Raw genomic sequence first — 25012 nt, forward strand, 5'->3', positions numbered from 1 at the left:
AGCAGAACCCCTTACTTCCCGCCCGCCGGGCTGGCGCCGCCCTCCAGCGTGGCCACAAAGCGTTCCAGCTGCTGCATGCAGCCCGCCTTGATGAGTGCGGCGGCGTCGGTCGCCGCGTCGCCGGTGGGGGAGGGGACAGTGGCAAACGTCAGCGAGCGGGCCATGCTGCCGCTCTTCAGCGTGTATTTGCCGGCGGCCGGCATGGCGTCGGGCCAGTCGAGCGCGGCCTTGCCAGCCTCGAAGCTGAGCGTCGTCGTCTTGCCGCTGTCGGCAGCGATGGTCAGTGGGGCAGCGGTGCTGGTGTCGTCGCGCCGCACGGTCACATTGGCCGGATCGACGATGCACTGCACCTCGCCCGACGCGCTCAGATCCACATCCCAAAGGCTCGGCCCGTCAACCTTGGGGATGCCGCGCACGGTCCCGAGGCGCGGCTTGCGGGCGGCGGTGCGCGCGTCGAAGGCGCTGGTGGCCGCGGCCAGCGTGGTCGTCGCTTGTGCGGCCTGGCCCAGATCATAGGTGCCCGGCCCGCGGAAGGTGCGGGTCGTCTGCCCATCGAGCAGGGTCAGCATGTCGCCCGCGCCAAGCTTGATCGGCGTGCCGGGCATCACCTGCTGGCCGACCGGAAAGGCCGCCGCGCCGTTGCCCACCGAGCGCACCACCAGCGCCGCCTGTGCGCTGCCGGCCATCAGCGCTGCCACGGCGCCGGTCATGATGATCTTTTCAAGAGACAACATAATATCCTCCAGGTTCAAGCGTTTCCAAGCGACTGACCATCTTGGCCAGAATTTTATCATCCGGGTGGGCTGCGGCCAAGATGCGGAAGGCCTGAAGGGCCGCCGCATCACCCGCCTCGAAGCGTTTCCAAAGCGCATTATGCTCTGTCGCCGCCGTTTCGTCCTCCACCGGTTCATAGACTTCAATCGGCTCGCCGCGCCCGCGCAGCATGATCCGCCCAAGGCTCCGGCAGACCGGCTTGCGCACCGTGGTCAGCGCTTCCCGGCTGATCATCGTATAGCTGCCGGTCGCCTTGTTCGCAGCTTCGAGGCGGGCGGCCGTGTTCATCGCGTCTCCCAGTGCCGTATATTGAATTCGGTCGGTGCCGCCGAAATTGCCGACAACGGCCTTGCCTCTATGTACGCCGATCCGGGTGCGCCCGATGCGTGGCCCGGCCGCATTTTCGTTCTTGCGCATCTGCTCGGCCGAATAGGCCTGAATGGCGCGCGCCGCCGCCAGCGCCCGCTCGCCGTCATCCGGCCGCGCCACCGGCGCCCCCCAAAACGCGATCACAGCGTCGCCCACAAACTTGTCGATGGTGCCACCATGCGCCAGAATGATCCGGCTGATATCATCAAGATAGGCGTTGAGCAGGACGCTCAGTTCTTCCGCCTGCAAGCTGTCGGAAAGCTTGGTGAACCCCTCGATATCGGTAAACAGCGCAAAAATCTGCCGCTTCTCGCCGTGCAGGGCAAGCTTCTCGGGCTCACGCAGAATCATCTGGGCGATATCGGGCGGCAGATATTTGCCCAGCGCCGATTGCGCGAACTCACGCTGCTCGACGCCGATCGAGCGCGCCGAGGCTGCGGTTGCCGCATAGGCGATGATGAAGCCGATCACCCAGCCGCCCGCCGGCAGGCCGATGGTGTCCACGCGCGACCATTGCAGCAGCGGCGGCAGCCCCAGCAGCCCGACCACTTCGATCCCGCCAATCGCCGCCGTGATGGCCGTCGGCAGGGGGGAGATCGAGGTGAAGGCGCCTGCCATCACCACCAGAAGTGCTGCCGCCCAGAAGCTCCAGCCCGGCGGCAGCAGCAATTGCCGGCTGTCGAGCCGCTGCGCCAGCAAATGACCATGGATCGCCACCCCCGGCGTGTCCTGCCCTGAAACACGGGTCAGCGGGGTCTCGAACCGGTCCACCATCGAAAGATCAGCCCCGATCAAGACCAGCCGCCCCTCGATCAGCGGCGCCATGGCCTCGGCAAGCGCCGGATTGGCAAACAGGTCGATCGGCAACATGGTAAACACCGGCTCTTCGTCATTCTGCGCCCGCCGGAAGGCGATCCCGCCCTTGTAATCGCGCATCGGTGTTCCCCCCCAGCCGGCATCTGCGGCCATCAGGTCCATCAGCAGCGGCTTGGCACCCGGCAACTGGGCAGGAAAGCGGCGGATGTAATTGTCGGCGTCCACATCCACCCGCACATCGCCGCCGCCCACCTTGTCGGTGGCGATCCGCGCCTGAAACGCCCGCAAAAACTCATCCTGCCAGGGCGGCAGCGTCGGCACCTCCTCATCCTCGGCCACCGTCGCCAGCCGCGTCGGCGTCTTCATCGCCTTGAAGGTCTCGACCAGATAGTCGTCCTCCGGCTGGGCCTGGTCGATCAGAATGTCGATACCGATCGACCGCGCCCCCATGGTGTCGATGCTCCTCAGCGCATCGGCCAGCAGCTTGCGGTCGAGCGGCGAGCGCTTGCCGGTCGCCGCCAGCGTTTCCTCGGTAAACACCACAATGGCGATGCGCGGGTCCTGCGCCACCACTGGCGCGGTCAGGAAGTGGCGCACATCGTAAAGCCCGCGCTCGGTCTCCACCAGCACCGGAAGCTGCCAGCTGAACCGCGCAATCCCCACCGCCGCCAGCAGCACGAACAGCGTTACCAGCAGCCGCCCCAGCCCGACATTGTCAAGAAACCGCCGCACTGGCCGCAGCAGATCGTTCATCAAAGCCGTCCCCAAATCCGCGATTGACCATGGCCCGCCCTGCCGCGCCCGTCCACCCTCATCTTGCGGCTTGATTTACGCGCCCGGGCCGCTGAAAGTTGCGGCATGCGCATTCTCCTCTCCGCTGCCATCGCCGCTCTTGTCGCCGCGCCCGCGCTGGCCCAATCGCCCGCCCTTCCACATGTCGCGCTCGAAACCGCGCTCGGCACCATCACGCTCAAGCTGGAGGCCGATAAAGCCCCGGCGACGGTCGCCAATTTCCTCCGCTATGTCGACGAGAAGCGGCTCGATGGCACCAGCTTCTACCGCGCCATGCTGGTTGGCGAGCCGGGCAGCTTCGGTCTCATCCAGGGCGGCGTTCAGGGCGACCCGAAGCGCCTGCTGCCCCCGGTCAAGCATGAGCCCACCACCCAGACCGGGCTGTCCAACATCAGCGGCGCCATCTCCATGGCCCGCGCCGCACCGGGCACGGCCACGGCCGATTTCTTCATCATCCTCGGCAACCTCTCCTCGCTCGATGCCAAGACGGAAGGGGAGGGCGACATCCTCGGGTTCGCGCCCTTCGGCCAGGTCGTCGCCGGCATGGAGGTGGTCACCGCCATCCAGACGGCCCAGACCGACCCCGAAAAGGGCAAGGGCGCCATGAAGGGCCAGATGTTGGCCAAGCCCATCGCCATCAAGACCGCGCGCCGCGTCGCGCCGCCCCCGCCTCCTGAACCAGAGCCAGCGCCCGCTGCCGAGCCGGAGTTCGACCCCAGCGAGCTGCCGCAGCCCTGAGTGGCTCAGCGCGCGTCCCGCGGAATGAGCAGCAGCTCGGTCTGCCGGCCGTCGATGTAATTCACCGTCTCGCCGTCGAAAAACGCGTCCACCTCCAGCATGAAGCGCACGCTCTGCCCGTCCCACTCAGGCACCTTGTGCACCGCCGCCAGCTCAATCGACCAGGCCGTGTCGGCGTTCAGCTGATATTCGCCCAGCCCCGGCACCCCGGCCTGATTGTCCCAGGCGCCGATCCATGTGCCCGCCGCATGGCCATGATAGCCGATCGGGTGGGTATAGATGATCGGCACCAGCCCCTGCGCTTCCGCCTTGGCGCGCGCCCGCGCGAGGATATCATTGCCGCTCAGCCCGGTGGCAAAGCTGCTGGTGAGCGCATCCTGCACCTTGTTCGCCGCGCGCAGCCCCTCGCGCAGCCCCGCCGGCGCCTCGGTCTCGCCCGGCTTCAGCACATAGGCCATCTGCTGCGTGTCGGTCTTCAGCCCCAGCGCGCCGGCACAGAAATCGACATGCAGCAGGTCGCCCGGCGCAATGATCTGCGGCTGCGGAACGACCATGGTGCCGATGGCGAAGGTCGGCTGCGTCTTGCGCTGGATCGAAACGCTTGGCTGGCACCAGGCGTCCATCCCCGCCGCCGCAATCTGCTCGCGGTACCACCAGACCACATCCTGTGTGCTGGTCACGCCGGGCGTGATCACCGCGTCTGAAAGGCCCGCCGGGATGATGGTGTGCGCGGCGCGCATGATCTGCCGATAAAGCACCATTTCGGCCGGAATTCGCGTCTCCAGCCAGCCCAGCGCCAGCCCGTCATGGCTCACCAGCCGCGACGCCAGATCAGGGCCGAGTGCAGCGATCAGCTGCCGGTGCAGCGCCACGCTCAGCCCGTCGGCGAGGCCGAAATCCGCCGAGATATTGACCGCGATCGATGCCGGGTCAGCCGCCCGCACCAGCTCGCCCACCCGCGCCCATTGGTCGGGCTGCTCATCCGGGTTCCAGCCACGCGCAAAATCCCCCACCGGATAGCGCGAGACCGCCGTGCGCGTCACCGAGCCGTCAGCTTTCCGCTCAAAAATCAAGATCATCGTGCGCCGCGCCGAAGGCCAGGTCGCCGGCAGCATCGTCTGCAGGACCGGGTCTTCATTATACTCGCGCCCCGCCACGATCCACATGCCCACATCGTGGCGCGCCATCAGCTTCGGTACCACGCTGTCCAGCCGCCCGCTCAGCACCGCATCTTCCACCTGCGCGCCCGTGCGCAGGTCAGGCAGCGCCGGCATCCCCGCCAGAATCGCCGCCGCCATCATCAAGATCTTCACACACGCCCCCCAAAAAGCTCTCCCGCCAAAGCCATAGCACCGTGCCATACGGCTTGCACCCCGCTCGCTTGTTTTCTAGGGAAGCAGGGAATCTCCGTCTCTTCGGGCGGATGTGTTCGGGGGGCCATGCGGTCCAGCTCTATCCACTCGGTTCAGGAAGATGATTCATGGCCAGCACGCCGCCCAATGGGCAAAACACTCTCCCGCTTTTCTATTCGAGCCTCGTGCCGCTGTCCTCACAGGCCCATGCCGATTTCGGCCTCAAGACCCGCGAAGACCTTGGCTTCACCAAGAACACCCATGCCATCCCGGTCACCGTCGATGAATTCCCGGTCGTCCAGCGTCATTATCCGATCGTCTTCGGCCTTGGCGAAAATCCCGCCCCGCTCGCCCTTGTCGGCCTGCAGGAAGGCAAGAACCTCTATGTCGGTGAAGACAATATGTGGGAAAAGGGTCAGTACATCCCCGCCTTCGTCCGCCGCCATCCCTTCATGCTGGCCCGGCTCCAGCCGAACAGCGAAGAGCTGAGCCTGTGCTTCGACGAAGGCTCGGGCCTCGTCACCACGGATGCCGAGCAGAAGTTCTTCAACGGCACCGAAACGACCGAGCTCACCAAGAACATTCTCGGCTTCTGCGAGCAGTTCGAGCAGGCCGTGATGCGCACCCGCGCCTTCATGGACGAGCTGACCAAGCTCGACCTGATGATGGACGGTGAAGTCACCATCAATCGCGAAGGCCTTGATCAGCCCGCCGTCTACCGCGGCTTCCGCATGGTCTCCGAAGAAAAGCTGCAGGCCCTGCGCGGCGATCAGGCGCGCAAGCTGGTCCAGTCGGGCCTGCTCGGCCTCGTCTATGCCCATCTCTTCTCGCTGTCGCTGATCTCGCCGCTGTTCGAGCGTCAGTTCGCCCAAACCGGCAAGTAAGAAAACAGGCTCAGCCCGGCTGCAACAACCGCAGCCGGGCTTTGCCATGGCTGCGGTCAGCCAAGACCGCAAAGCCCGGCGCTTCCAGCGCGTCGCCCCGCGCCGTCTCCACGCTCACCAGCGTCTGCAGGCCCTATCCAGCCCTGTGCCACCAGCCGCGCCAGCGCCGCCGCCGCCAGCCCCTTGCCATAGGGCGGATCGAGCACCACCAGGTCCACCGGCGTCCCCGCCCCGATCGCGGTCAAATCCACCGCCATCACATCCGCCTCAGCCCCCAGCGCCGCCACATTCGCCCTGAGCACCTTCACGGCGGCCGCGTCGCTCTCCACAAACACCGCCCGCGCCGCGCCTCTGGACAGCGCCTCCAGCCCCAGCGCGCCCGATCCGGCAAAGCCGTCGAGCACCCGCAGCCCCTCGAAGCTCCCCAGCCGCGATGTCAGCATCGAAAACAGCGCCTCGCGCACCCGGTCTGCGGTCGGCCGTGTCGCCTCGCCCGGCGGTGCCGCCAGCTTCCGCCCCCGCCACCGCCCGGCGATGATCCGCATCAGCGCGCCCGCTCCGTCCGCTCGCCCCGCTTCAGCATGTTCATCAGCTCCGCCACCAGCTGCGGCGGCACCTCGTCCACGCCGCGCGGTGGCAGGTCGCCCAGCGCAATCGGCCCATAGCTCACCCGGATCAGCCGTGAGACCTGCAAGCCCAGATGCTCCAGCACCCGCCTGATCTCGCGGTTCTTGCCCTCGGTCAGCGTCATCGAAATCCACAGGTTCCGCCCCGTCCGCCGCTCGATCCCGGCATCGATCGGCCCATAATGCACGCCGTCCACGGTGATCCCGTCAATCAGATTTTCCAGCACCCGCTGGCCGATCTCGCCGTAAGCCCGCACCCGGTAGCTGCGCGGCACCCCCGAGCTCGGCAGCTCCAGCGCCCGCTTCAGCGCCCCGTCGGTGGTCATGAGCAGCAGCCCCTCGGTATTCATGTCGAGCCGCCCCACCGGCACCGTGCGCGGCAGCTCGGGCGGCAACACGTCAAAGATCGTCGGCCGCCCGCCCGGGTCCCGCGCTGTCGTCAGCACGCCCGCCGGCTTGTGAAAGCGAAACAGCCGCACCGGCTCGATCGCCGCCACCGCCATGCCATTCACCGTGATGCCCTCAAGCGAGCTGACGATCACCGCCGGCGTCGTCAACACCTCCCCTTTCAGCGCCACCCGCCCCTCGGCGATCATCCGCTCGATATCGCGCCTTGAGCCCACGCCCGCGCGCGCCAGCAGCCGCGCAATCCGTTGCGGCTCCACCGCTGCCGCCCGCGCCTCAGGCCGCGTCCCGCCCGCGCCCCGCGCCCCGCGCGCCACCCGCACAGGCCGCGTCGCCGGGTCATTGCGCGGCCCCCGCCGCGCCTCGCTGGCCGGCCGCTCGGCGCGTACTGCCCGGTTCTCAGCCCGGCTCCCAGCCCGGTCTTCAGCGGCGGGCCTCTCGCCCCGCGCCGGCCGCGCCGGTCGTTCCGCGCGCGCCGGGCGTTCGGCCCGCGCCGGTCGTGCCGCGCGCTCCGGCCGCGCTGGTCGTTCCGCCCGCGCTGGTCGCGCCCTCTCCCCGCTCTTCGCTGCCCCCCCGGCCTCCGCCTCCGCCTCGGCCGCTGCCGCCGCCCGCCGCGCCGCCCGGTTCATCCCGCCTGCTGCGGGCGCGCTTGCCCCCGCACGGCCCGGCCGGCTGGGCCGCCTGCTGCCCTCACGGGCGCTCGTGTCGCTGCTGGTCTTTCGTGGCGGTCGCATCGCTGCCTCATGAGCGCACCCGCGTCTATTGTCCAGCGCCCCCCAGCAGCCCCCCCCAGCGCCGCCCCTTGCCCCGCCTGCCGCTTCGCGCTAGTCCGCTCTGCGCGCGGGCGTGGTGAAATTGGTAGACGCGCGGGACTCAAAATCCCGTTCCGCAAGGAGTGTCGGTTCGAGCCCGACCGCCCGCACCATCCCGCCGCCCCGGATTTGGCTCTTTCGCCCGGCGATGATATACTGTGGCTCTTCGCCTGCGGTTTCGAGCCAATGCCCCATGCCGACAGCCAGCCCAACAAACGTCAGCCGCCCGGCCATGCATCGCTGTGCTGTCCTCTTCCGTATAGCCAGCCAGATCAGCCCTTCCATTCAGCACAGGAGGATAACATGACCGACAGCAAGACCCCCAAGACCAGCGAAGCCGCACCCGAACAGATCAGCGACGAGGCGCTCGATGCCATCTCCGGCGGCCCCAACCGTCGCCCGCATGACCATATCGGCAATTTCAACCTCAAGGGCCCCACCCGCCCCACCACCCAGGTGGTCACTGTTGCCGACGGCAGCCCGACCGTCTGAGCGCAGGCAAGCGCCAGCACCAGCATCAAAGGGAGAGCGAAGATGAGCGAGAAGAAGGACACCCCCGAGGCGGTGAGCGATGAAGCCCTTGATCAAGCCACTGGCGGGCTGACCGGCAGCTTTGTCGGCGAGACCGAAAAGCGGCTGGCCGCAAGGAGCGGACCACGCCTCGCCGACGGCCCCACCCGCCCCACCACCCAGGTGCTCACCACCGCCGACGGCAGCCCGACCGTCTGAGCGCAGGCAAGCGCCAGCACCAGCATCAAAGGGAGAGCGAAGATGAGCGAGAAGAAGGACGCCCCCGAGGCGGTGAGCGATGAAGCCCTTGATCAAGCCACTGGCGGGCTGACCGGCAGCTTTGTCGGCGAGACCGAAAAGCGGCTGGCCGCAAGGAGCGGACCACGCCTCGCCGACGGCCCCACCCGCCCCACCACCCAGGTGCTCACCACCGCCGAGGGCAGCCCGACCGTCTGAGCCTCAGCGCTCCCGCCCTTCCAGCAGCGCGATCAGCCGCACAAAGCGGTCGCCGGCGTCACTCAGCGTGTCGAGCAGCCCTTCGTCCAGCTCCGCCGTGCCGCCCACAGGCGCGCTCAGGCTGCGCAACCGGTCAGAGAGAAACACCGCCAGCGCCCGGTAAAAGCGCGCGGCAAAGCCCGCATCTTGCGCAAAGGCCGCCAAAATCGCCGCGCGCGGCACCGCCAGCACCCGCGCTGCGCCCTGCGCCCGCACCGTCGCAGATGGCAGCGCCTTCTCCACAAACGACATTTCGCCCGCCACATCGCCCAGCCCCAGCGTCGCCAGCGGCTGCCCCGCCGGGCTGATCACCGCAAATTCCCCGTCGGTCACGAAAAACAGGTCATCGATCGGCTGGCCGGCGGCAATCAACACCGCCCCGTCCGCCAGCGCCCGCACATGGCCATGCTGCGCCAGCCACAGCATGTCCCGGTCCTCAAGGTCGGCCAATATGTAAAGCGCCTTGCGCATCTCACGCCTCCAGCAATTGCCTCTTTGCAAGCGCGGCAAAGGCCCCGTCCTTCGCCATCAACTCCGAAAAACTGCCCACTTCCACAAACCGCCCGCGCTCAAGCACCGCGATCCGCGTCGCATGGCGCACCGTCGAAAGCCGGTGCGCGATGGTGATCCGCGTCGCCGCCAGCCGGTCCAGCGTCTCGGCCACCACCGCCTGCGTCGCATTGTCGAGCGCGCTCGTCGCCTCGTCGAAGAACAATATGCGCGGCCGCCCGGCCAGCGCCCGGGCAATCAATATCCGCTGCCGCTGCCCGCCCGAAACCATGCCCGCGCCCTCGGTCAGCATCGTGTGCAGCCCCATCGGCATCATCGCCAGGTCTGCCCCCAGCCCCGCCGCCTCGGCCGCATCCATGCACGCCTGAAGCCCCGCATCCGAGGCCCCCCGGATATTGTCCAAAATCGACCCCGCAAACAGCTGGCTTGACTGCATCACCACGCCGATCTGTGCTCGCACCCGCCCCGGATCGAGCCCCGAAAGCTCCTGCCCGTCATAGGCAATCGACCCCGTCAGCGGCGTCTCAAAGCCCAGAAGCAGCCGCAAAATCGTCGATTTGCCCGACCCAGACCCCCCCACGATCGCCAGATGCTCCCCCGGCTTCACCGAAAACGACAGCCCGTCGATCAGCGGCGCCATCGCCCCGTCATAGCCGAAGGTCAGCCCGCTCACCGAAATGTCACCCGAAAGCACCCCCGGATCCACCCGCCCGGCGTCCGATTCCACCTCCGCCACCAGGATCGGCCGCACCCGCTCGGCCAGCGGACGCGCGGCAAAAATGCCAATGAGCGCGCTCGCCAGCCCCGCCAGATTGCCCTGAAACACGCCAAATGCCGCCAGAAACGCAATGAACTGCCCCGCCGACAGGTCCTCCCCCACCAGAATCGCCGCCGCCGCAAAGATCGCCAGCAGCCCCAGCACCTGCCAGCCATCGGCAAAGGCCTGATAATTGATCGCCACCCGCTCGCCGCGCGCCTGCGCATCCCGCTCCGCCACATAGGCCGCCCGCCAGCGCGCCAGCGCCCGCCCCTCGGCCGCCGCCACCCTCAGCTTCGCCACCCCGTCCAGAATCTCATAGGTCAGCCCCGCCAGCCGCCCGCTCGTCACCGCCGCCTCGCGCAGCGGCCCCGCTTGCGCCACCCGCGCCACCAGCAGCGCCCCGACCGCCACCACCGAAACCGCCAGCGCCACCCATGCCAGCGCCGGCGCATAGACAAACAGCAGCGCCAGATAAAACACCGAGAACACCGCCGTCATCCCGCTGTTGAGCAGCACCTGCAACACCAGCCCCCTGATCTGATCGAGCGCCAGCAACCGCTGGTTGAAGTCGCCCGCCGACATGGTTCGGAAAAACCGCGCCGGCAGCCGCAGCACATGGTCGCTCACCACGCCCGCCGCCGCCACTTCGGCCCGCCCCGAAAGCCGCGCCACCGCCAGTCCGCGCACCACCGCAAACGCCCCATTGACCAGCGCCGCCACCACCAGCGCCAGCCCCACGCCCACCAGCAGCCCGCCATAGCCGGCCGGCACAATCTCATCGAACAGCCAGCCCGTCGCCAGCGGCACCAGCAGCCCCAGCACCGCTGCCCCAAGCGCGGCCCCCACCACCAGCGGCAGTTCCGTCCGCATCACCGGCCAAAGCGCCTTGGCCATCACCGAAAAGCGCGACACATCCCCGCCAAGCCGCCCATAAACCCGCCACGCCGCCCGCTCAAAGGCGGCCCAGTCCGGCGTCGCGCCCGCCCCGTCCACATAGCCGCCGCCCTGCCACAGCGCGGCCGAAAAGCCCGTTGGCCCCTTCACCACCAGCGGCCCATGGTCATCGCGCCACCATCCCGGCCCCAGGCTCACCCGTGCGGCGCGCAGCCCCGCCGCCTTGGCCGCCGCAAGAACATCTCCGCCCACGGCCTTTCCAGCCCCGCCCAGCGCTGCCAGCGCCGCCGCCAGCCCGTCCGCACCTTCCTCCTCCTGCCCCTCCAGCCGCGCCAGCAGCGCCGCACCGCGGGCCTCGTCCTCAGCCTCATGCGCCGCCGCCAGCGCCGCCCAGTCGCGCGCCAGCCCGTCTTCGGGGGCCAAAACCATCTCGTCGGTTGCCACCACCAGCAGCCCAAGCGGCGCCGCCACTGGCGCAATGCCCGCCCCGGCCTCAAGCGGCGCCACCAGCCGCCGCCGCGCCGCACTCAGCAGATAAAGCTCGCCCGCGCCGCTCACCACCCGCCAGCCGCCCGCCGGCAGGTCCCGCGCCGCGCCCGCGCCAATGGTCAGCTGCGCGCTCATGCCTCCAGCAGCCCGGCATAGGCGCCGCCGCGCGCCATCAGCGTCGCATGGTCGCCCGACTCCACCACCCGCCCACGGTCCATCACCATGATCAGGTCACAGTCCCGAATCGTCGAAAGCCGGTGCGCCACGATCACACAGGTCACCCCCCGCTGCCGGATCGCGGTCATCACCTGCTCCTCGCTCAGCGGGTCAAGCGCGCTCGTCGCCTCGTCAAGCACGATCACCGCCGGGTCGCTCGCCAGCGCGCGGGCAATCTCGAACCGCTGCCGCTCACCGCCTGAAAAGTTCCGCCCGCCCTCGGCAATCACCGCATCATAGCCACCCGGCCGCCCGGCGATCACCTCATGCACCGCCGCATCGCGCGCAGCGCGCATCACCTCCGGCTCGGGCATGCGGGCATCCCAAAGCGTCAGATTCTCGCGCACCGTGCCCTCAAACAGCGTCACCTCCTGCCGCACATAGGCCAGACGGCTGGCCAGGATCTCACGCGGCCACGCCAGCAGCGGTCGCCCATCCAGACACACCTGCCCCGCGCCCGGCTGCTCCAGCCCGGCCAGCAGCTTGCCCAATGTGCTCTTGCCCGATCCCGAAGCCCCCACCAGCGCCACCCGCATCCCCGGCCGGATATCGATGGAAAAGTCATCGATCAGCGGCGGATCGAGCGGCGCATAGCCAAAGCGCAGCCCATCCGCACTCAGCCGCCCGCCCGGCACTCGCCCGTCATGTGCAGCGGCTTGTGCGAAGCGCGCATCATCGGGCTGTTCATTCACATCCTCCAGCCGGCTGGTCAGCGAGCGCACCTGCTGCAGTTCCGCGCCAAAGCCCGCCAGCGCCACCACCGGCGCCACAAAGCTCGCCGCCAGCGTCTGATAGCCCACAAGCTCGCCCAGCGTCAGCGCGCCGTCCATCACCAGCCAGCCCCCGCCGATCAGGATCACGGCCGTGATCAGCGCCGAAATCAGCCCCGGCACCGGCTGGATCAGCGCCGAAATCCGCGCCGCCGCCTGCCGCCCATTGGCCGCTGCCACCGCCAGCCCGGTCCAGCGCGCAAACACCATGTCCTCCGCGCCCGAAGCCTTGAACGTCTCCATGTCACGCAAACCGGCGATCCGCGCCCCCATCAGCGTGCCGGTATCGATCGAGATCTTGCGGTAGCGGTCCCCCAGCAGCCGCCCCGACAGCAGCAAAACCCCGGCATTGGCCAGCGCCAGCACCAGCACCGCCAGCGTCAGCAGCGGCTGGTAGAGCAGCATCACCAGCAAAAAGAAGGCGGCCGCGATCAAATTCACCGCCGCCTGCGCCAGCTTGCCGGTCAGAAGCGCCGAAAGCTCTTCATTCAGCCGCACCCGGTCAGCGATTTCGCCAGCAAATCGCTGGTCGAAAAACCCCACCGGCAGCCGCAGCAGCTTGGCCATCAGCGCCGCACCCGTCTCCAGGCTCATCCGCATCTCGGCCGCCAGCAGCGCCCGGCTCTGCAACTGTATCAATGCAAAGCGGGCCAGCGCCGTCAGCCCCAGCCCGATCAAGAGCGCCGGCAACCAGTCGCTCAGCCCGCGAATGAGCAGATAATCGACGAAGATCCGGCTGAACACCGGCAGCAATATCCCCGGCACCACCAGCGCAAGCGCAGTCAGCGCCGCAAACAGCAGCGCGCCGCGCACGCCGTCAAAGCGGCTCTTCAGTGCCTCGGCAAGCCCCGGCCGCTCGTCCGCCCGTACGAAATCCGCCCCCGGCACAAAGGTCAGCACCACGCCGGTGAAGCTTTCTGAAAATTCCGCCATCGTCTCGCGCCGCCGCCCGCCCGCCGGGTCGATGATCCGCACGCCCTTGTCGTCGATGCCGTCCACCACCAGAAAATGATTGAAGTTCACATAGGCGATCATCGGCATGGGCAGTTCGGCCAGATGATGCGGCTCGGCCTTCAGCCCCTTCGCCTCCAGCCCCAGAGCCCGGGCTGCGCGCAGCAGGCTCGAGGCCTTGGCCCCATCACGCGAGACCCCGCAAAGCCCGCGCAGCACGTCAAGGCTCATCTGCCGCCCGTGATGCGCCAGCACCATCGCCAGCGATGCCGCCCCACATTCCGCCGCCGTCAGCTGCAAAATGACCGGCGTTCGCCCCCTCATGCTAGCGCGCCGCACCCGGCAGAAGCAGCGCCGCCACCCGCCGCTCGTCAACAATCACCTTGCCCTCGACAATCGAGCCCGCGCTCACCGGCGCATCCGGCCCCTCTGACGCCGACCAGGCAAAGCCGCTGGCGCTGCCGGGGCGTCGTTCCAGCGCGATGCGCACCTCGATCGGCGCCCCCTTGGCGGTCAGTTCCTGCACAAGCTGGTCGTTGCGCAACACCCGCCGCATCCCCTCGGCGGTGGCCGGCAGCGGCGCCACCGCCAGCACCCGGCCGGGAACATGGCCATAGACAGCGCGCTCCACCGTCGTCGGCACCACTTCCGCTGCCATGCCGGGTGCGATCCGCTTGCCCTCGGCTGCCGGCACATAGATCAGCGCCACCAGTCCTGCATCCGCGCCGCCCGTCTCCGGTGCAATCGTGGCCAGCGCCGTGCCGGCCGCAATGATGTCGCCCGCGCCCAGCTTCACTTCGGTCACCTGCCCGGCGCTGCTGGCCCTGATCACCTCGGTCTCGCCCAGTCTCGCCGCCAGCCGCGCGATCTCGCGCGCCTTTGCATCGATGGTCCGCTGCTCATCCAGCAGCGCCAGCCCGCTCTTCTCGGCCCGCGCATTGGCTTCGATCGTCACCCGCAACGCCGCTTCGTCCAGCCCCGAGATCCGCTCGCGCACCTCGGCCAGCTCCAGCTCCAGATCGCCCTGCTGCTGGCGGGTGATGAAGCCGCGCTGCACCAGCGTCGTCATCTGCGCTGCTTTTTCCTCCAGAAAGCGGGCGCGTTCCTCCAGCGCCGCCCGGCTCTCGGCAATCGTCGCCACGCGCGCTGCGTCAGCCTGCCGTTCGCTTGCCGCCTGATCGGCATAAAAGCGCTCCAGCCGTGCCCGCCTCGCCTGCGCGGCCTTCAACTCGCTGGTCGCGTCCGCAAGTTCGCGGGTCAGCTGGGTGCGCGCGATGGTGGCAATCGGCTGGCCGGCGCGCACCACGTCGCCCGGCGCCACCAGCAGCGCCTCAATCCGCCCGGCATCTTCGGCCACGATTTCGGCAAGCCCCGTGCGGTTGATCAATATGCCCTGCGCACCCACTTTCACCGGCGCGAAGGTCAGCCCGGCCCATAGCGCTGCTGCCACGATCATTGCTGCAAAGGCCGCCAGCAGCATCCACCAGGGCCGCGGCACCAGCGTCATCGGCGCATCGAGGCGCTCCGGACTGGCCAGTCGGTCAAGCGCCTGTTTCCTGAACAGCGTCGAAGTCATCGGTTTCGGCCCCCGCCGGCATCACACCGCCGAGTCACTCAACCCGATTGCGCCCGCATTGACAAGAAATTCAGGCCGAAGCGCCCTCGAATCCCCGCGCCAGAAAACGCTCGGCGAGACCAGCATGCAGCGCGGCACCGCGCGTCATCACTGATTCGTCGAGCGTCATCCGGTTACTGTGCAGCCCGCAGCATTGCCGCCAGTCCGAGCCTTCCGCCGCTGCGCCCAGAAAGAACATTGCGCCCGGCACCTTGTCCAGCACATAGGCAAAGTCTTCCGCCCCCATGATCGGGTGCGACAGCGTCTCCCAATCGTCTGCGCCAAACATCTCGCTCACCACCTCGCGCCCGAGTGCGGCCGCGCGCGCGTCACACACCGTCACGGGAAAGCCTTCCTCATAGCGAACCTCGGCGCGCGCGCCGTGCGCCGCGGCAATGCCGGTGATCAGCCGTCGCAGCCCTTCCTGCACGGCGCTGCGCCGATGCCTCGACAGGGTGCGGATGGTGCCCAGCATCTCGACTGTTTCGGGGATGACATTGTCGGTGGTGCCCGCCTGAAGCCGTGCAATGGTGACGACCGCGGGGTCAAACACCGGCACCTGCCGCGTCACGAAACTCTGGATTGCCCCCACGATCTCGCAGGCGACCGGCATCGGGTCGAGCGCATCCTGCGGCATCGAGGCATGGCCGCCGCGCCCGGTCACGGTGATGAAGATCTTGTCGGCCGAGGCCAGCAGCGGCCCGGCGCGCCCGGCAAACACGCCGTGGCGGCCATTGGGCATGATATGCAGCGCAAAAGCGGCATCGGGCAAGGGGTCGATCAGCCCGTCATCGAGCATGAAGCGCGCGCCGTGATGCCCCTCCTCGCCCGGCTGGAACATGAACATTACCGACCCTGCCAGCCGCTCGCGCCGCGCGCACAGCAGCCGGGCCGCACCGGCCAGCATCGCCACATGGCTGTCATGGCCGCAGGCGTGCATCACGCCTTCATGCCGTGAGGCGAAGTCGAGCCCGGTATCCTCGGGCATCGGCAGCGCATCGGTGTCGCCGCGCAGCAGAACCGTGCGACCATTCTGCGGCCCGCGCAGATGCGCCACCAGCCCGCTGGTGCTCGGCCCGCTTGTCCATTCGAGCGGCAGGTCGGCCAGCGCCGCCCTGATCTTGGCTGCGGTCTTCGGATTGTGCAGGCCAAGCTCCGGCTCGGCATGGACCGCGCGGCGCAGCGCCACCAGCTCGTCGGTCAAGGCATGGGCAGCATCCAGAAGGCCGACATCCGCCATCAGATATTGGCCTTGAAATGCGCCATCATACGGTCCCAGGCATCCTTGGCGGCCGCCTCGTTGTAGCTCGGCCGATAATCGGCCAGAAAGCCGTGATTGGCTTCGCCGTAGAGGTTCACCGCGCTGGCCTTGGCCACCGGGTTCGCCGCACTCGCCAGCGCCGCGCCCATCTTCTCGACATCGCTCGTCGGAATGCCCCGGTCCAGCCCGCCGTAAAGGCCGACAACCGGTGCCTTCAGCGTCTCGACCGAGGTCAGCGGATAGGGCCGGTCATCGCTGCCGGTCAGCCGCCCATACCAGGCCACGCCCGCCTTCAGGCCCGGCACCATGGCTGCCGCCATCCACACCACAGCCCCGCCCCAGCAGAAGCCGGTGATGCCGGTGCGCCCGCTGGCGGCGAAAGGCTGCGCGGCCAACCAGTCGACTGTCGTCTTCACGTCCGCCATCTGCTGATCGAGCTCTGCGGTGGCCACGATCTTGCGCACCTCGGTCATTTCGGTGAGCGTCGGCAGCGCGTTCTCCGGGTCGGCGCGGTAGAAGAAATTGGGCGCCACCGCCACATAGCCCGCCTGCGCCAGCCGCCGGCAGACGTCCTTGATCCACTCATGCACCCCGAAAATCTCCGAGACGACGATCACCGCCGGATGGCTGCCATCGCCCTCGGGCCGTGCCACATAGCCCGGCAGGCCGCCGCCCATTGTCACCATGCCGGTGGTCAGCCCGGTGTCCGGCGTGATGATCGGCTCTGCATCCACCGCCGTCGCCAGCACGGCATAGCCAGCCGCGATCGCCGCCGCCGCGCCGCGCCGCGTCAGCACGAAATCATCAGGCAAGGTGGCAGGTGTCGTCTCGCTCATCGCACATCCTTCATGGCTTGCATTGGACGCAGACAGACTAGACTGTGCACCCCATGAGGCAAGAGCGGAACATGCTGGCCGGTCTGGTGCTCAGTGTCGGCCTGCTCTGGCTGGCCGAGCAGAGCTGGCCCCGGCGCGCCATGCGCGAGCCTCCGCAGGGTCGCCTGCCGGTCAACCTCGCGCTCGGCGCCATGAGCCTCGCCGTCGTCACCTTGGCCGAGCGGCCACTCACCGCCCGCATCGCGGCGCGCAACCGGAGCCGCGGACTGCTCCACGATCTCGCAGGGGTCGTGCTGCTCGATTTCGCCACCTATCTCTGGCACATCGCCACACACCGCGTGCCACTGCTCTGGCGCCTCCATGCCGTCCATCATTCCGACCGCGACATGGACTGGACCACTGCGCTCCGGTTTCATGCGGCCGACATGGCGCTCTCGGTGCCGCTGCGCATGGCGCAGGTCCGCTGGCTGGGCATCACGCCGCGCGCTCTCAACTTCTACAACAGCTGGTTTTTCGCCAACGTCGCCTTTCACCACGCCAATCTCGCGCTGCCCTTCGACCGCAAGCTGTCGCTCATCCTGACCACGCCGGGCATGCATGACATCCACCACCGCGCCACCGAGGCCGCCACCGACGCCAATTATTCGAGCGGCTTCAGCCTGTGGGACCGGCTATTCGGCACCTTCTCGCAAGACCGGCCAGACGCCGCCATCGGCATCCCCGGCTGGGATGACCGCAAGGCCCTTGGGCTTGCGGCCTCGCTCAGCCTGCCGTTGAACGGCTGGGGCGATAGCGAATCAGTCCTTCCTGCATCACCGCCGCCACCAGACCGCCGCCCCGCGCATGAACCAGCGCCCGGTTGAGCCCGCGCCCGCCGCCCGCCACCGGGCTGTCTCCATCGAAGAGCAGCCAGTCGTTCAGATTGGGGGTCGCATAAAACCAGATCGCATGGTCGAGCGAGGCGCCTTGCAGTCGCGGGTCCGTCCAGCTCACCGCATGCGGCTGCAGGCAGATATCGAGCATCGTCATGTCCGAGGCATAGGCAAACAGCGCGCGTGCCATGGCAGGGGATACGCCTTCCACTGGCGCCGCCAGCCGGCACCAGTGCTGGCTCAGCGCTGCGGTCGCTACCGGTGCGAAGGGGTCCGTGGGGGCCACGGGGCGAAACTCGATCGGCCGCTCGCGCGACAGCCACATGGTGCGCCAAGGCTCCGGGGTCCGCTCGGCATGTTTCAGTGTCAACTCCCCCTCATTGGCCAGCCCCTCGGGGCCGGGCGCTGCGGGGAAGGGCGCTTCATGTGTCAGACCCGTCTCTTCGGTCTGGAAGCTTGCCGCCATGTTGAAAATTGGGCGCCCCTGCTGCAGCGCGACCACCCGCCTCGTGGTGAAGCTGCCGCCGTCTCGGTCCCGCTCGACCTTGTAGACAATCGGATGCGCGGGGTCGCCGGGCCGGATGAAATAGGCATGCAGCGAATGACACAGCCGCTCTTCGGTCACGGTGCGGCTGGCCGCGACCAGCGCTTGTGCCACCACCTGCCCGCCATAAACACGCTTCCAGCCCTCATCGCGCGTTGCCCCGCGATAAAGGTCGGTGTCCAGCTCCTCGATATCAAGAAGCGCCAAAAGCCGCGCCACGACGGCGCCATCATCCTGTCCAGTCATCCCCGCCCCCTAGCCGTGCGCGTCGCCGCTGTCATCTCCCGTGTCATCTCCCGCATTCGCACCGCTTGACAGCGCGCGTGCCCCCCCCTATCCGCGCACTTCTCGCAAGGGTACTGCGGGTGTAGCTCAGTTGGTTAGAGCGCCGGCCTGTCACGCCGGAGGTCGCGGGTTCGAGCCCCGTCACTCGCGCCACCTGCCGCCTCAGGCAGGGTTGCGTATCTCGTCCCAGCGGCCCAGTTCATAGGCGATCGAGCTTTCCACCAGCGTCTCCCATAGCGCTTCGGCCAGCCCTTCGGGCAAGCCGGCTGCCCGCGCCGCAGCGGCGGCCTTGGCAATCACCTCGGCCTTGCGCCCTTCGTCCCGCACCAGGTCGCGCGACAGCTTGATCCGCGCGGCCGCGTCCATATAGGCAAAGCGCCGCGCTAGCAGCGCCACCAATTCGCGGTCGAGCGCGTCGACGCCGGCGCGCACGTCCGCCATCGTCGCGCAGTCCGGACCCGCCTTCACGCTCATTCCTCGGGCACGCGCCAGAGGCCGGTGTTCATCCACAGGAAAAGCGGCTTCAGCGGCAGCACCCAGGCCAGACCGAACACCAGATAGGCCGGCACCATCAGGATGGTGGGCAGCGCATTCAATGTGTCAGCCATGGTCGCCACCAGCAGCGCATAGACAACCAGCCATGCGATGATGGCGAAAACGCCGACAGGCTTGCGCCAGGAAGGATCGGTCACAGGGTTCATGTCAGGCGTCCTAACCGTTTCGGCCACACTCCACCAGCCGCGTTGGAGTCGCAAGCCAGTCGAGCCGGATGTCATGCGCTTCATGCGGCAGGATGTCGGCAATCTGGCAATCCCAGGCCAGCCCCACCGTCACCAGCGCCTGACCGTCCGGAAGCTGGCTCTGGAGCAGGGCCAGCGTCCGGTCATAATAGCCGCCACCCTGGCCAAGCCGCACGCCGTCCAACGTCGCGGCGATCAGCGGCACGAGCAGCAGGTGCGGCATGATTTCGGGGGTGTCGGCGCGCGGTTGGGGAATGCCCATCGGCCCCGGCAAAAGCTCGCTCCAGGCCGCCACATGAAAACGCAGGCGCCCGCCGTCGATACGGGGAAAGGCGTGGGGACCGAACCTCTCTTCGACAAATTGCGGGTCCATCTCGTTACCGATGGCGGCATAGCTCGCCACGGGTGCCGCCCGTGCTGCTTGCAGGCGTGTCAGCGGCGCACAGCGCGCCGCCACATCGCGCAAAAGGGCCTCGCGTTCCCCGGCATTCAAAGCCGAGACAAAGGCGCGGCGCCGGTCGCGGTAGAGCTGGCGGGCAGCCTTCTTGCCGCTTTCGTCAGGAGAGGTGGAGGTGGCGGGACCACCATGGGTCGTTTGCATGAAGATCCTCTGACGCCAAGTACGTCAGGTGGGCGCCGGGTAAGACAGGCCAGGACCTGCCCAGAACCAGCTCCCTTAGGATGTGAATCGCCTCAGGGATGCTCGTTGCTCGTGCCGGGCAGTGCCCGCCTTCCCTAATGTAGGGTGCCTCTGCCCGCTTCTCAAGCAGCAGGCGTCAGGCGGCGTTCGATTTCCGCTCGAGCCGTGCCGTCAGCGCCTCGATCCTCGCAGTCAGCGCCGCCAGCCGCGCATCCGCGGCCGGGTCGGCGGGCAGCGGGGGCGGCGCCTTGCCAGCGCGCGAATCGTGCAGTTCGTCGGCGACCATCAACGCCGTCATCAACATCAGCCGCGCCTCGCTCATCGGGCCAAGCGAGGCCAGCAGCCCATCAGCCTTGCGTGCCAGACTGGCGGCCAGCGACTCGAGATGCGGCTCGTCACCGTCACGGCAGGAAAGCGGATAGCTGCGCCCGGCGATTTCGACCGTTACCTGTGCCATCAGCCGAGCTTCCCTTCGCTGGCGGGGTCACCGGTGCCGCACTCGTCACCCAGCAGCGTGTCGATCGCCGCAATCGCGTCATTGGCGGCGGCTTCCAGCCTCACAAGCCGCACGGAGATCGCGTTCGCGAAGCGCGACAACAGCCTCCAATTTGTTGACAGCGGCTTCCAGCGCATCGGTGAGGGAATCGGGCATGAGAATGTTAATCCAGAAAAACAGTGCCTTGTGAGCGCCATGTAACAACGTACATGAGACTTAGTCAAATCGTCACACATACTTCAATCCCCTTTCCCGGTTTTCCGCGAATTGCTTCCTGGCGCCGCTGTGGTTGACGCCTCTTGAAGGCTGTGGCCAATGTCCCGCGCGATTTGCGCCGGGCATCTGCCCAAGCGCTTGAGCAGGTTCAACTTCCGGATGAATGGACGGCGATGAACGAGATGCGGGCCATGGCCAATGCCATCAGGGCGCTGGCCATAGATGCAGTGGAAGCTGCCAATTCGGGCCATCCCGGCATGCCGATGGGCATGGCAGACGCCGCCACCGTGCTTTTCACCCGGTTCCTCAAATATGATTCGTCGACGCCCGACTGGGCTGACCGGGACCGGTTCGTCCTGTCTGCCGGCCATGGCTCGATGCTCATCTACGCGCTGCTTCACCTGACAGGCTATGAAGAGCCCAGCCTTGATGACATCAAGGCGTTTCGCCAGCTCGGCAGCCCCTGCGCTGGTCATCCCGAAAATTTCGAGCTGCCCGGCGTTGAAGTGACCACCGGCCCGCTCGGGCAGGGTCTTGCCATGGCGGTCGGCATGGCGATGGCCGAGCGTCGCCTCAATGCCGAATTCGGTGACGATCTGGTCGATCATCGCACCTGGGTGATTGCCGGCGACGGCTGTCTGATGGAGGGTATCAGCCATGAAGCCGCCGGTCTTGCCGGCCATTTCAGGCTCGGTCGCCTGAATGTGCTGTGGGATGACAATGGCATCTCCATTGACGGCCCGGTCGCGCTCTCATCGTCCGAAGATGTGCGCGCCCGCTTCCGCGCGTCAGGCTGGCACGTCACCGATTGTGACGGGCATGATCCCGAGGATGTCGCCCGCGCGCTGGCCGAAGCCGAGGCTGACCCCCGGCCCAGCCTCATCGCCTGCAAGACCGTGATCGGCTATGGCGCCCCCAACAAGGGCGGCACTTCGGGTGTGCACGGCTCGCCGCTCGGCGCGAGCGAGGCCGAGGCCGCCAAGGCCGCGCTGGGCTGGCGCCATGCTCCGTTTGAAATCCCCGAAGATATCGCCGAAGCCTGGCGCGCGGCCGGCTGGCGCGGCGCCGAGGCGCATGCGGCATGGCGCGCACGCGTCCAGGCCTCCGCTCATGCAGCAAGCTTCACGGCGCGCATGGCCGGTCAGCTTCCTGCCGGGCTGCTCGACGACTATATCGCCACGCTGCGTGCCGACCCCCCCAAGATCGCCAGCCGCAAGGCCAGCGAAAATGCGCTCGCCGTGCTCAATCCCGCGCTTCCGCCGCTGATCGGCGGCTCGGCCGATCTCACTGGCTCCAACAATACCCGCACCAAGGATCAGGGCGTGTTTGCGGCTCCTGATTATGCCGGTCGCCACATTCATTACGGTATCCGCGAGTTCGGCATGGCAGCGGCGATGAACGGCATGGCGCTGCACGGCGGGCTCATCCCCTACGGCGGCACCTTTCTGGTTTTCGCCGACTATATGCGCAACGCCATGCGGCTGTCCGCTATCCAGCAGGCGCGGGTCATCTATGTCCTCACGCACGATTCGATCGGGCTGGGCGAAGACGGCCCCACCCATCAGCCGATCGAGCATCTGATGAGCCTGCGCGCCATGCCCAACATGGCCGTCTACCGCCCGGCTGATGCGGTCGAGACTGCCGAAGCCTGGGCGCTGGCCATCGAAGACGCGCATCGCCCCTCCGTGCTCGCCCTGTCGCGGCAGAATCTTCGTCCTGTGCGCAACGCGGATGACGGGCTCGAAGGCAACCAGACTGCGCGCGGCGCCTATCGTCTGAAGGCCGCCATAGCGAAGCGCCGTGTCGTGCTTCTCGCCACCGGGTCCGAGGTCGAGATCGCGCTCGATGCTGCGTCTGTCCTTGAGGCACGCGGCATCGGTGTCGATGTCGTTTCGATGCCCTGCTGGGAGCGCTTTGCCGAGCAGCCCCGGGCCTATATCGATGATCTGATCCCGCATGACACGCTGATCGCCGCCATTGAGGCCGGCGTCACGCTGGGCTGGGAGCGCTGGACCGGTCGGGACGGGCTGATCTTCGGCATCGACCGCTACGGCGTCTCGGCCCCCGCTGCCGATGCCTATGTACACCTTGGGCTGACCGCAGACGCGGTCGTCGCCGGCATCACCGAACACCTCGAAGCAAAAGGATAAATCATGGCCATCAACGTCGCCATCAACGGGTTCGGCCGCATCGGCCGCAACGTGCTGCGTGCCATCGCCGAAAGTGGCCGCACCGATATCACGGTCGTGGCCATCAACGATCTCGCCGATGCTGCGGCCAATGCCCGGCTCTTGAAGCGGGACTCTGTCCATGGCCCGTTCCCCGGCACGGTCGAGGTCGACGGCGATGCGATCATCGTCAATGGCCAGCGCATCCGCGTGACAGCCGAGCGTGATCCCGCCAAGCTTCCGCACGGCGACATGGCCGTTGATATCGCGCTCGAGTGCACCGGTTTCTTCACCTCTGCCGACAAGGCCGGCCTGCATCTGACCGCCGGCGCCAAGCGCGTGCTCGTCTCGGCTCCGGCCAAGGGCGCTGATCTGACGGTCGTTTACGGCGTCAACCATGACAAGCTTACCGCTGATCACAAGATCGTCTCCAATGCCTCGTGCACGACCAATTGCCTGGCGCCGGTGGCGATGGTGCTCGACCGGGAATTCGGCATCGAAAAGGGCCTGATGACGACGGTCCATGCCTATACCAACGACCAGAAGATCCTCGACCAGATCCACGACGACCCGCGTCGCAGCCGGGCAGCGGCGCTGTCGATGATCCCCACCACCACCGGGGCGGCGCGCGCGGTGGCCGAGGTTCTGCCCCAGCTCAAGGGCAAGCTCGATGGTTCGGCGGTGCGTGTGCCCACGCCCAATGTCTCGCTCATCGACCTGACCTTCGTGGCCGGCAAGGATACGACCAAGGAGGCCGTCAACGCCGTGCTCAAGGCGGCCGCGATGGGCGAACTGGCCGGGGTGCTCGACTATACCGACGAGCCGCTGGTCTCGATCGACCTCAACCATGCGCCGGCCTCGTCGACGGTGGACAGTCTCGAAACCTCGGTCATTGGCGGCAATCTCGTCCGTGTCGTGTCCTGGTATGACAATGAATGGGGCTTCTCCAACCGCATGGCCGACACGGCCGTGGCCATGGGCAAGCTGCTCTGAGCGATGGCCTTCAGGACCCTTGATGATCTCGGCGATGTGCGCGGCAAGACCGTGCTGGTGCGCTGCGACCTGAACGTGCCGATGCAGGAGGGCCAGGTCTCCGACGCCACCCGCCTGCGCGCCAGCGTGCCCACCTTGGCCGAACTGGCCGACAAGGGCGCGCGGGTGCTGGTTCTCTCGCACTTCGGCCGGCCCAAGGGGCGGGACGAGAAAGACAGTCTGGCGCCGCTGGCCTCGGCACTGGCCGATGTGCTGGGTCGCCCGGTCGCCTTCATCCCCGATTGCATCGGCCAGCCGATCGACCTCGGCGACGGCGAGATCGCACTGCTCGAGAACACCCGCTTCCACGCTGGCGAGGAGAAGAATGACCCGGCCTTCATCGCCGCCCTGGCGGCGCAGGGCCAGATCTATGTCAACGACAGCTTCTCCACGGCGCACCGCGCCCATGCCAGCACCGCAGGCCTTGCCGGGCTGCTGCCGGCCTATGCGGGGCGCGCCATGCAGGCGGAGCTCCAGGCCCTCGAGACCGCACTGGAAACGCCGAAGAAGCCGGTGGCGGCCATCGTTGGCGGCGCCAAGGTCAGCACCAAGCTTGCCGTCCTCCAGAACCTCGTCTCGCGCGTCGATCATCTGATGATCGGCGGCGCCATGGCCAACACCTTTCTGATCGTGAAGGGCGTCAACATCGGCACGTCGCTGGCCGAGCCCGACATGGCCGAAACCGCGACTGCGATCCTCGCCGCTGCCGAAGCCGCAGGCTGCACCGTCCACCTGCCCTATGAGGTCGTTGTCGCCAAGACCTTTGCGCGCAATGCGCCGCACCGGCACGCCAATGTCTTCGAGGTTGGGGCGGACGAGATGATTCTCGACATCGGTCCCGCCGCCGTCGAGGCGCTGGCCGATGCGCTCAAGACCTGCGCCACCTGCATCTGGAACGGCCCGATGGGCGCCTTCGAGATCGAGCCCTTCGATGCCGGCACAGTGGCGCTGGCGAAGGTGGCAGCCGCGCTCACGGCGACCGGGCAGCTGACCAGTGTTGCCGGTGGCGGTGATACGGTGGCGGCGCTCAACCATGCTGGCGTGGCGGATGATTTCAGCTATGTCTCCACCGCCGGCGGCGCATTTCTGGAATGGATGGAAGGGCGCACCCTGCCCGGCGTGGCCGCGCTCGAACGGTCTTAGG

At 67.7% G+C, this 25012-nt stretch carries 25 protein-coding genes, 2 tRNA genes and 1 pseudogene; 11 read left to right on the top strand and 17 right to left on the bottom strand.

The genetic code is table 11. The features are described from left to right. Positions 1-11: 11 nt before the first annotated feature. Entirely contained in the window at positions 12-734 is a 723-nt protein-coding gene (locus ACMVO5_RS00375; RefSeq protein ID WP_416908112.1) for a hypothetical protein, read from the bottom strand. Further along, the gene (locus ACMVO5_RS00380) at positions 721-2712 is read right to left on the bottom strand and encodes a CHASE2 domain-containing protein (protein WP_416908113.1); all 1992 of its coding nucleotides are present in this window, start codon (positions 2710-2712) and stop codon (positions 721-723) included. Before ACMVO5_RS00380 ends, ACMVO5_RS00375 begins: the two co-directional genes overlap by 14 nt. Positions 2713-2817: 105 nt before the next feature. Between ACMVO5_RS00380 and ACMVO5_RS00385 the strand changes: the two genes are divergently transcribed. Further along, positions 2818-3489: a peptidylprolyl isomerase gene (locus tag ACMVO5_RS00385; protein ID WP_416908114.1), complete on the top strand. Its 672-nt coding sequence runs from the start codon at positions 2818-2820 to the stop codon at positions 3487-3489. Positions 3490-3494: 5 nt separating this feature from the next. Here ACMVO5_RS00385 and ACMVO5_RS00390 read toward each other — a convergent pair whose 3' ends face one another. After that, positions 3495-4802, bottom strand: a complete 1308-nt coding sequence (locus tag ACMVO5_RS00390) for a M24 family metallopeptidase (RefSeq protein WP_416908115.1) — start codon at positions 4800-4802, stop codon at positions 3495-3497. A gap of 167 nt (positions 4803-4969) precedes the next feature. On the opposite strand from ACMVO5_RS00390, the gene ACMVO5_RS00395 reads away from it, so the two are divergent. Further along, positions 4970-5725: a SapC family protein gene (locus ACMVO5_RS00395; protein WP_416908116.1), complete on the top strand. Its 756-nt coding sequence runs from the start codon at positions 4970-4972 to the stop codon at positions 5723-5725. A 10-nt stretch (positions 5726-5735) separates the two neighbouring features. On the opposite strand, the pseudogene rsmD reads toward ACMVO5_RS00395, so the two are convergent. Then, positions 5736-6270: pseudogene (rsmD, locus tag ACMVO5_RS00400) on the bottom strand (16S rRNA (guanine(966)-N(2))-methyltransferase RsmD). Beyond that, positions 6270-7490: a pseudouridine synthase gene (locus ACMVO5_RS00405; protein WP_416908117.1), complete on the bottom strand. Its 1221-nt coding sequence runs from the start codon at positions 7488-7490 to the stop codon at positions 6270-6272. Before ACMVO5_RS00405 ends, rsmD begins: the two are co-directional and overlap by 1 nt. Before the next feature lie 106 nt (positions 7491-7596). On the opposite strand from ACMVO5_RS00405, the gene ACMVO5_RS00410 reads away from it, so the two are divergent. The 4 genes from ACMVO5_RS00410 (at position 7597) to ACMVO5_RS00425 (ending at position 8534) form a co-directional block, all read left to right on the top strand. After that, positions 7597-7681, top strand: a tRNA-Leu gene (locus ACMVO5_RS00410). Between the two features lie 190 nt (positions 7682-7871). After that, a complete protein-coding gene (locus tag ACMVO5_RS00415; protein ID WP_416908118.1) occupies positions 7872-8060 on the top strand; it encodes a hypothetical protein in 189 nt (62 codons plus the stop codon). 42 nt (positions 8061-8102) lie between these two features. Then, complete coding sequence (locus ACMVO5_RS00420; RefSeq protein WP_416908119.1) at positions 8103-8297, top strand: hypothetical protein; 195 nt, start codon at positions 8103-8105, stop codon at positions 8295-8297. 42 nt (positions 8298-8339) lie between these two features. Then, positions 8340-8534: a hypothetical protein gene (locus tag ACMVO5_RS00425; RefSeq protein WP_416908120.1), complete on the top strand. Its 195-nt coding sequence runs from the start codon at positions 8340-8342 to the stop codon at positions 8532-8534. A gap of 3 nt (positions 8535-8537) precedes the next feature. Here ACMVO5_RS00425 and ACMVO5_RS00430 read toward each other — a convergent pair whose 3' ends face one another. The 6 genes from ACMVO5_RS00430 to ACMVO5_RS00455 all read right to left on the bottom strand — a co-directional run bounded on the left by ACMVO5_RS00430 (position 8538) and on the right by ACMVO5_RS00455 (position 16875). Continuing rightward, entirely contained in the window at positions 8538-9044 is a 507-nt protein-coding gene (locus ACMVO5_RS00430) for a cyclic nucleotide-binding domain-containing protein (protein ID WP_416908121.1), read from the bottom strand. A gap of 1 nt (position 9045) precedes the next feature. Then, positions 9046-11361 carry an ATP-binding cassette domain-containing protein gene (locus ACMVO5_RS00435; RefSeq protein WP_416908123.1) on the bottom strand — a complete coding sequence of 772 codons (2316 nt, stop codon included), beginning with the start codon at positions 11359-11361 and terminating at the stop codon, positions 9046-9048. After that, on the bottom strand, positions 11358-13487 hold the full coding sequence (locus ACMVO5_RS00440) for an NHLP family bacteriocin export ABC transporter peptidase/permease/ATPase subunit (RefSeq protein WP_416908124.1): 2130 nt from the start codon (positions 13485-13487) through the stop codon (positions 11358-11360). The genes ACMVO5_RS00435 and ACMVO5_RS00440 overlap by 4 nt, the downstream gene beginning before the upstream one ends. A 1-nt stretch (position 13488) precedes the next feature. Further along, positions 13489-14739 (bottom strand): NHLP bacteriocin system secretion protein, encoded by a 1251-nt coding sequence (locus ACMVO5_RS00445; RefSeq protein WP_416908125.1) that lies wholly within the window; start codon positions 14737-14739, stop codon positions 13489-13491. Between the two features lie 70 nt (positions 14740-14809). Further along, a complete protein-coding gene (locus ACMVO5_RS00450; RefSeq protein ID WP_416908126.1) occupies positions 14810-16018 on the bottom strand; it encodes a M20 metallopeptidase family protein in 1209 nt (402 codons plus the stop codon). After that, a complete protein-coding gene (locus ACMVO5_RS00455; protein ID WP_416908127.1) occupies positions 16018-16875 on the bottom strand; it encodes a dienelactone hydrolase family protein in 858 nt (285 codons plus the stop codon). The genes ACMVO5_RS00450 and ACMVO5_RS00455 overlap by 1 nt, the downstream gene beginning before the upstream one ends. 71 nt (positions 16876-16946) lie before the next feature. Here ACMVO5_RS00455 and ACMVO5_RS00460 point away from each other — a divergent pair, with 71 nt between their 5' ends. Then, a complete protein-coding gene (locus ACMVO5_RS00460; RefSeq protein WP_416908128.1) occupies positions 16947-17738 on the top strand; it encodes a sterol desaturase family protein in 792 nt (263 codons plus the stop codon). Here ACMVO5_RS00460 and ACMVO5_RS00465 read toward each other — a convergent pair. After that, positions 17638-18537, bottom strand: a complete 900-nt coding sequence (locus ACMVO5_RS00465) for an acyl-CoA thioesterase (RefSeq protein ID WP_416908129.1) — start codon at positions 18535-18537, stop codon at positions 17638-17640. The two genes, ACMVO5_RS00460 and ACMVO5_RS00465, sit on opposite strands and share 101 nt — an antisense overlap. A 115-nt stretch (positions 18538-18652) precedes the next feature. Here ACMVO5_RS00465 and ACMVO5_RS00470 point away from each other — a divergent pair. Beyond that, positions 18653-18729 (top strand) — tRNA-Asp (locus ACMVO5_RS00470). Positions 18730-18738: 9 nt separating this feature from the next. Here ACMVO5_RS00470 and ACMVO5_RS00475 read toward each other — a convergent pair. The 5 genes from ACMVO5_RS00475 to ACMVO5_RS00495 all read right to left on the bottom strand — a co-directional run bounded on the left by ACMVO5_RS00475 (position 18739) and on the right by ACMVO5_RS00495 (position 20553). Beyond that, entirely contained in the window at positions 18739-19050 is a 312-nt protein-coding gene (locus tag ACMVO5_RS00475; RefSeq protein WP_416908130.1) for a chorismate mutase, read from the bottom strand. Further along, positions 19047-19277: a DUF2842 domain-containing protein gene (locus ACMVO5_RS00480; protein WP_416908131.1), complete on the bottom strand. Its 231-nt coding sequence runs from the start codon at positions 19275-19277 to the stop codon at positions 19047-19049. The genes ACMVO5_RS00475 and ACMVO5_RS00480 overlap by 4 nt, the downstream gene beginning before the upstream one ends. 10 nt (positions 19278-19287) lie before the next feature. Next, on the bottom strand, positions 19288-19917 hold the full coding sequence (locus ACMVO5_RS00485; RefSeq protein ID WP_416908132.1) for a 5-formyltetrahydrofolate cyclo-ligase: 630 nt from the start codon (positions 19915-19917) through the stop codon (positions 19288-19290). A gap of 175 nt (positions 19918-20092) precedes the next feature. Next, complete coding sequence (locus ACMVO5_RS00490; RefSeq protein WP_416908133.1) at positions 20093-20413, bottom strand: cell division protein ZapA; 321 nt, start codon at positions 20411-20413, stop codon at positions 20093-20095. Further along, positions 20413-20553 (bottom strand): hypothetical protein, encoded by a 141-nt coding sequence (locus ACMVO5_RS00495; RefSeq protein WP_416908134.1) that lies wholly within the window; start codon positions 20551-20553, stop codon positions 20413-20415. Before ACMVO5_RS00495 ends, ACMVO5_RS00490 begins: the two co-directional genes overlap by 1 nt. Before the next feature lie 288 nt (positions 20554-20841). On the opposite strand from ACMVO5_RS00495, the gene tkt reads away from it, so the two are divergent. The 3 genes from tkt to ACMVO5_RS00510 are packed head-to-tail and all read left to right on the top strand — an operon-like array spanning position 20842 to position 25011. After that, complete coding sequence (gene tkt / locus ACMVO5_RS00500) at positions 20842-22818, top strand: transketolase (protein ID WP_416908135.1); 1977 nt, start codon at positions 20842-20844, stop codon at positions 22816-22818. A gap of 3 nt (positions 22819-22821) precedes the next feature. Then, positions 22822-23829, top strand: coding sequence for a type I glyceraldehyde-3-phosphate dehydrogenase (gene gap / locus ACMVO5_RS00505; protein WP_416908136.1), 1008 nt, complete (start codon positions 22822-22824; stop codon positions 23827-23829). Between the two features lie 3 nt (positions 23830-23832). Further along, positions 23833-25011 (top strand): phosphoglycerate kinase, encoded by a 1179-nt coding sequence (locus tag ACMVO5_RS00510; RefSeq protein WP_416908137.1) that lies wholly within the window; start codon positions 23833-23835, stop codon positions 25009-25011. The last annotated feature ends 1 nt before the right edge of the window (position 25012 follow it).

It is taken from the genome of Polymorphobacter sp. (assembly GCF_048007885.1).
Classification (GTDB): Bacteria; Pseudomonadota; Alphaproteobacteria; order Sphingomonadales; family Sphingomonadaceae; genus Sandarakinorhabdus.